At 46.6% G+C, this 6662-nt stretch carries 7 protein-coding genes; 1 reads left to right on the top strand and 6 read right to left on the bottom strand.

Going from position 1 to position 6662, the window contains the following annotated elements:
- The first annotated feature begins 72 nt into the window (after positions 1-72).
- On the top strand, positions 73-534 hold the full coding sequence (hemG, locus tag B9T16_RS24155; protein WP_410245974.1) for a protoporphyrinogen oxidase: 462 nt from the start codon (positions 73-75) through the stop codon (positions 532-534).
- 253 nt (positions 535-787) lie between these two features.
- Here hemG and B9T16_RS24150 read toward each other — a convergent pair whose 3' ends face one another.
- From B9T16_RS24150 to B9T16_RS24125, 6 genes are all read right to left on the bottom strand, one after another.
- The gene (locus B9T16_RS24150; RefSeq protein WP_006617828.1) at positions 788-1498 is read right to left on the bottom strand and encodes a response regulator transcription factor; all 711 of its coding nucleotides are present in this window, start codon (positions 1496-1498) and stop codon (positions 788-790) included.
- Between the two features lie 84 nt (positions 1499-1582).
- The gene (locus B9T16_RS24145) at positions 1583-3619 is read right to left on the bottom strand and encodes a tetratricopeptide repeat protein (protein WP_006617827.1); all 2037 of its coding nucleotides are present in this window, start codon (positions 3617-3619) and stop codon (positions 1583-1585) included.
- 65 nt (positions 3620-3684) lie between these two features.
- Positions 3685-3855, bottom strand: a complete 171-nt coding sequence (psb34, locus tag B9T16_RS24140) for a photosystem II assembly protein Psb34 (RefSeq protein ID WP_006617826.1) — start codon at positions 3853-3855, stop codon at positions 3685-3687.
- Positions 3856-3941: 86 nt separating this feature from the next.
- Entirely contained in the window at positions 3942-4778 is an 837-nt protein-coding gene (locus B9T16_RS24135; protein ID WP_006617825.1) for a thiazole synthase, read from the bottom strand.
- Between the two features lie 184 nt (positions 4779-4962).
- Positions 4963-6219 (bottom strand): methionine adenosyltransferase, encoded by a 1257-nt coding sequence (gene metK, locus B9T16_RS24130; RefSeq protein WP_410245973.1) that lies wholly within the window; start codon positions 6217-6219, stop codon positions 4963-4965.
- Between the two features lie 154 nt (positions 6220-6373).
- On the bottom strand, positions 6374-6662 hold a 289-nt coding region (locus B9T16_RS24125), incomplete at its 5' end, for an HAD-IA family hydrolase (RefSeq protein ID WP_410245972.1).

The following is a 6662-nucleotide window of genomic DNA, read 5'->3' as shown; positions in this document are numbered from 1 at the left end:
CTCTCCAATCGCTTCCGCATTAAGCCAAATTCCTTATCCCCCCGTCGCTTGTGTCGTACTCGCCTATCCTAAATCACCTTAAAACAACAACTCAAAGGCTTTGGTAATTTAATTCCCCGCCATCAAGGAATCCGTACCCTCGGCACTATTTGGACCTCCAGTTTATTCCCCGGTCGCGCCCCAGAATCTTGGCAAGTCCTCAGCAATTATATTGGGGGTGCTACAGACCCTGAAATTGGCGAAATGGATGATGATCAAATTGTCGCCGCCGTTCATCAAGACCTACGCCAAATTCTGCTGGCTGAAGATGTCCCCCCCAAAGTCTTGGCTGTCCATCTCTGGCGGCGCGCTATCCCACAATATACTCTCGGTCATCAAGATCGCCTAAATTCCATCAATGCTGGATTGCGATCGCTTCCCGGACTTTATCTGTGTAGCAACTATATTGATGGGGTTTCCGTCGGTGACTGTGTGAGGCGCGGTCAGCAATGGGCATCGCAAATTCAGTCCCACCTTCATCCAACAGCCAACTAATCACCACTAGGGAGTCTTGGCCCTCCCTTCAGTTTATGTTAACTTTTGTAACGAAATGTTAAGAATTGTTGCGAAAAATTTTTTCTGGGGGAGGTTGCTTGCTTTTGGGTTGCGCTTCTGGTATTATTTTAAATAATGGGAATATTTCCAAAATTATTATTTGTGTACAGATTCCGATTATGTAAAATATGTCAATATTTTACCCCGGCTTCCCCCTGCCTGTCAACCCCTTAACCCCCTAAAATTCGTGAGTTTAAGGCCTAGGTTCTTCACTACCACGGCGATCGAACATATACCCCACCCCGCGAATCGTTTTAATCAACACAGGTTTATCTGTGTCCGGCTCAATCTTTTTGCGAATTTGACCAATATGAACATCAACTACCCGCTGTTCGCCCTCATATTCATAATCCCAAACCTCCTGTAGCAGTTCTGAGCGTCGCCAAGCCCTACCAGGCTTTTTCGCTAAACAGTAAAGTAGGTCAAACTCCAGGGCACTGAGGGAGATTTGGCGATCGCGAATATAGACCTCGCGACGTACCGGGTCAATCACCAGATCCCCATAGGTCAAGCTCCGCATTTCCGTCTCTTCTACAGAACGCTGTCGCTTCAAAATCGCCCGCACTCTCGCCCCTAGTTCTGCCAAACCAAAGGGCTTAGTAATATAGTCATCAGCCCCCAGATCAAAACCCTTAATCTTATCAGCCTCCCCAGTCAAACTGGTAAGAAGCAAAACAAATACCCGCGTCCGGCTCTGCATTTCCTGGCACAGGGCAAAACCCGTGGTATCAGGCAGGTTAACGTCCAGAATCACCAGATCGGGATTAAATGCGTCAAACAATTGCAGCGCCGTCTCACCATCTTTTGCCGACTCAACCTCATAGTTTTGTTGAGTCAGATACCGAGAAATTAAATTGCGGATTGCCGGGTCGTCATCAACCACAAGAATCTTTTGAGAGGCCATAACCACAAGAAGAGCGTGAGCATGGGGCAAAAATACAAGCCTTGCCTTGCCGGGATAGCGTCCGTCTTGATTTTTTTATGGATTTCAAGATAAGTAACGCCATATTTCCGGGAGCAGATGACCGGGAATCTTAGATAGGGCTTGGTTTTGACCTAATGGGCCCGATTCCTGGTACAAAGCGCGTAGGGTTCGGACTAGATGATTGAACGCCAAACGATGACGTTCCGACTCTAGGGCGGTGGCACTTCCTTCTTCAGGAATCGCCTCATAGGAACCTGCCATCAGGTGATGGTGCAGTGCTTTCTCTAGGTGAGAAACCCTTTGTTCACAGCGAGGACAGAGCGCTTGATCTGTTGCCAAACGATAATAAGCAAGTCCTAAGTTATTGTGAGTTGCCAAGGTATCGAATGTCAACTGCGTGGGACTCAGTTGTTGGGCTAGGGTTAAGGTTTTTTCATAAGCTGCGATCGCCTCATTCAATGATTTACTGCGCTCTTCTGGTTCCTCCTGATACATGGCTAAATGCCAACAGGCTGTCCCCAGGTTATTTTCAGTAGTTGCACAAGCAACCGGATCCGCTTTGGACGTGCGATATTTTAATGCTTTTCGGTAGCTATAAATCGCCTTTTGCAGCCACCTTTTTGAAGGCTGATGCTGTGCTAGATTCCAGTAAGCTGTCCCCAGGTTAGCCTGAATCATAGCATAGTGCTGAGGCTCCTTATTCTCCGAATAGCCCCGCAAAGCCTCCCCATAAGCTGCGATCGCCGCTTTTAAATTAACCACTGGTTCAATATGTTGGGCGCGTGTCCAATAAGCTGTTCCCAAATTATTTTGGATAGCTCGATAATCTAGCCCTTGAGAATCACATAGACGGCCCTGGTCCTTAACCAATTTCAGATAGTTGATAGCTTCTTCATAAACAGTAATCGACTGTTGTAAATTCTCAACTGGCTCCCGAATTGTCCCTAAATCTGTATAAGCAGCACCCAGGTTCTTTAGCACTCTAACATAAATATAGCCGTCGGAGTTCGGCTTAACTTTCATTAACCCGGTTTGATAACAGATAATACTCATCTCCAGATGCGCCAACGCCTGGCCACCCTGATGTAGAGATTTTCGCGTCTGCTGAAATAGCATCCAGTGGAAAGTACCAAGATCGTTGTAGATATTAACCGCATCTAAACCCTTCGGTAAAGCACTATTTGACTCTAACAGCATTTCCCACTCATCCAATTGCTCTACCACCTCCTTATAGGCTTCTATAGCCTCATTTAGTAGTGGCACAGTACCATTACCCTTAGATATGCGATCGCGATACATATAAGCCCGTTTTAAACAGCTCTGTAGATATTCCTGTGAATATACCAGCCCCGACGGTGAACCATCTATTGGCTCAGTTTGAGCGACCCTTTCACCCTTCGGCCGCTCTACAGACGAGATCACCCTCTCTCTCTCTGATTCTGATTTATGTATACCCGGCGAATGCTGCCCTGATAAAGCCTGATCATACACCGGACTAGGGTCCCCCACAAATTTAAATATACCCCTATGCAAGCGCCAAAATTCCGGCGCTGACTGTTGAATACAGCACAGCCAAGGCGATGATACCCACAGCAGCACACTTAACTCAAATTCGATTAACTTAGATTCAGCTTCCCGCAAATAGTTCAAAAAAGACCATTGAATACCAGCAGGTTGTCTAGTCAACTTTTCAACCCCTAAAATCTGGAAAGCTAGGGGAGAGCCAGGATTTTCACTTTTCCAGCGGCACATTTGAGCAATAGGGTTGGGGTCAGTTAATTCCAAATGCAGCGTCACCAACTTAGAACTAACCTGCTTTCGGGTTGTGATCTCTTCCTCGCCAGACCTATCACCAGCCCCTACCCGGTCTATAGTATCTGCTCCATCTGTACTCAGAAGATCCTCAGAACCTAGTTCCGTTTCCAAACTACTCGCCATTTGATGCAACAGACTCAGGTGATCACATACTGCCACAAAAACCTGTTGTCCCAAACCTAATCTTAAAGCCTGCTTCAACTGAGTATAAAGCTGCTTATTTGTGGCGTAACTACTAGAGAAGGTTGTATTAGTTGCGGTCATTCCATGCAGAAAAAATAACATTGATACTGGCCTGATATGATCTCATTCAAGCCAGCATCATCACTACAGGAATTTCTCCACCGATTCTAAGACGCAGCTACCGCAATAGCTAACACACCAGCCACAAAAACCGCAGCCAGCGCCCCCCAAACTATGTAGTTACGCTTCTGAGTTTTATTGGGAGGTTCCGCCGTATAAACTTTTGGTTCTACAGCAAAATTATTGACGAGTCCATCCTCTTCGGTTGTATAAGGCATTCGTATATAGTCCTGATCTTATTCCTGTCATCAATCTTAACAAAATTTGGCGACACCCCCAGAAACTTTAGAAAATTTTAGCATTCTCAAAAGTTCGCTCCTGTGATTGTACCCGTGAGAGGGGAAGAAGCGATCGCATAATCCTTAACCGGAATACGTCCCGCCAAATAAGCCATACGTCCCGCTTTCGCCGCCATTCCCATAGCATTCGCCATCATAGATGGTTTACTCGCCAAAGCGATCGCCGAATTAATCAGCAAAGCATCAGCCCCCATTTCCATAGCCATAGCCGCCTCACTGGGCGTACCAATACCCGCATCTACCACCACCGGCACCTTAGCATTATCAATAATAATCTGAATATTGGCTGCATTTCTAATCCCCTGACCAGATCCGATAGGAGATCCCAAAGGCATCACCGTCGCACAACCCGCCTCTTCCAAATGTTTAGCCAACAGAGGATCAGCATTAATATAAGGCAAAACCGCAAACCCTTCTTTTACCAATTGTTCCGCCGCCTTCAGAGTTCCTATGGGGTCAGGTAGTAAATATTTAGAATCAGGAATCACCTCTAACTTCACAAAATTATTGTCTTCCTGACCCAATAACTTAGCCATTTCCCGACCCAGACGCGCCACCCGCACCGCATCTTCCGCCGTTTGACAGCCAGCAGTATTAGGTAACATCCAAATTTTCGACCAGTCGATCGCCTCCGCCAGCCCCTCATGTCCCGGAGCCTGAGTTTGCACCCGTCTAACCGCCACCGTAACTATCTCACAGCCACTAGAAACAATACTTTCCTGCATTTCTTCTAAACTGCGATATTTGCCAGTTCCCGTCATCAAACGCGATGTAAATGACCTACCAGCGATCGTTAGCGGTGAATCAACAGGTTGTGATACTGGTTTTTCAACAGTTTGCATAGAATCATCCTTCAACTTGAGACAAAGGGGATAGTACAGACAACACAGATATTGTCCCTGCCCTGGCGGGAAATTCATTAAATACCTGAGCCACCAGCAATTATCCATTATCCCGCTTCCCGCCCCACCGATAATCACCGGAGGCGAGAAGCGGTAGTTACAGAAGGTTATCAAAACCCAGGTATCAGACCGTAAGAGTCTGAAGCAATTCCCGCTTGAGTAATTCCACCTTATCAGTTTTTTCCCAAGGTAGATCGAGATCCGTCCGTCCCATGTGACCATAGGCTGCCACATCTTGGAAGAAACGACCTCCCCGCAGGCCTGGTAAATCCCGCAGGTTAAACTCTTGAATCATACCAGCCGGACGCAACTCAAAGTTTTCTTGCACCACTTTCAGCAGTTGTTGCTCATCCACCTTACCCGTGCCAAAAGTCTCAATAAATAGACTAACAGGACGAGCCACCCCGATCGCATAACTTACCTGAACCTCGCACTTATCCGCAAAACCAGCAGCCACAATATTTTTAGCAATATAGCGGCAAGCATAAGCAGCGCTGCGGTCTACTTTCGTGGGGTCTTTCCCAGAAAAAGCGCCGCCCCCATGTCTCGAATAACCGCCATAGGTATCAATAATAATCTTACGACCCGTTAAACCAGAATCCCCTTGAGGTCCACCAACCACGAATTTACCAGTAGGGTTAACTAACAAGCGAGTATTTTCGTCAGGTTTAATATCAATCCCTTCCCAAGCTGGAGTGATCACCTCAGCTAACAAATCTTCTTTGATGCGATCTTGGACCGCTTGGGGGTCAGTAATATCGCCAATAGTTGCTGTATGTTGGGTTGAGATCAAAATCGTGTCTATTCTGACCGGGCGATCGTTTTCGTAAGCAATAGTAACTTGAGTTTTGCCATCAGGTCGCAAGTAAGGCAAAGTACCATTTTTACGAACAGCCGTCAATTGTCTAGCCATCCGGTGAGCTAAACTGATCGGCATAGGCATCAGTTCCGGGGTCTCATTACACGCAAAACCGAACATCAACCCCTGATCACCAGCACCGATAGAGTCCAAAGCAGCTTCACTCAGTTTTTCCCGATTTTCCTGGGCTTGGTCAACACCTTGAGCAATATCTGGCGACTGTTCATCAAGGGCAACTAATACTGAACAGCTATCTGCTGAAAAGCCATTTTCCGCGTGGACATAGCCAATTTCGGCAATCTTTTGACGGGCTAGTCCGATATAATTAACTTGAGCTTTAGTAGTAATCTCCCCAGTAATCAGAACTAAGCCTGTGTTGACAACTACTTCCGCCGCTACCCTACTTTTAGGGTCTTGAGCCAGGAGAGCATCCAAAATGGTATCAGAAATTTGGTCGCAGATTTTATCAGGATGACCCTCTGTCACTGACTCAGAGGTAAACAGATATTGACGATTAGACAAGGCTTTCCTCCTGTTGGATCATTGATTGTTAGCCGTTCACTACCCCGTAGTAATCCCGTCCAATATACCAAACTCCCTACAACGGATCATGAAAGTTTGACGATTTAATGGGTTTCCTACGGACTGTTTCTCAAGAATCTGCTGGAGATAGAAACTAATTGGAGACTCCCCCGGTAATAATTGCGATCGCATCAAGTGTCGAAATTACCACATCAGCCATCTGTAAATCATGGCTCCATGGTTGCCAACAAATACCGATCGCACCTGCCGCTCCGGCTTCTTTCGCCATTTGCATATCCCCAGCAGAGTCTCCCACCATTAACGTTTTACCTGGTTCTACCCCCAGTTCTTGGCAACTCTGAACAAATAGCGCCGGGTTCGGTTTCGCTAAATTTTCACTAGCCCCCTTCTGTAGTTCTATATATCGCTCCAACTTATGTCGG

Source organism: Arthrospira sp. PCC 8006 (assembly GCF_046480465.1).
Taxonomy (GTDB): domain Bacteria; phylum Cyanobacteriota; class Cyanobacteriia; order Cyanobacteriales; family Microcoleaceae; genus Limnospira; species Limnospira platensis.
This window is presented reverse-complemented; position numbering and strand designations above follow the sequence as displayed.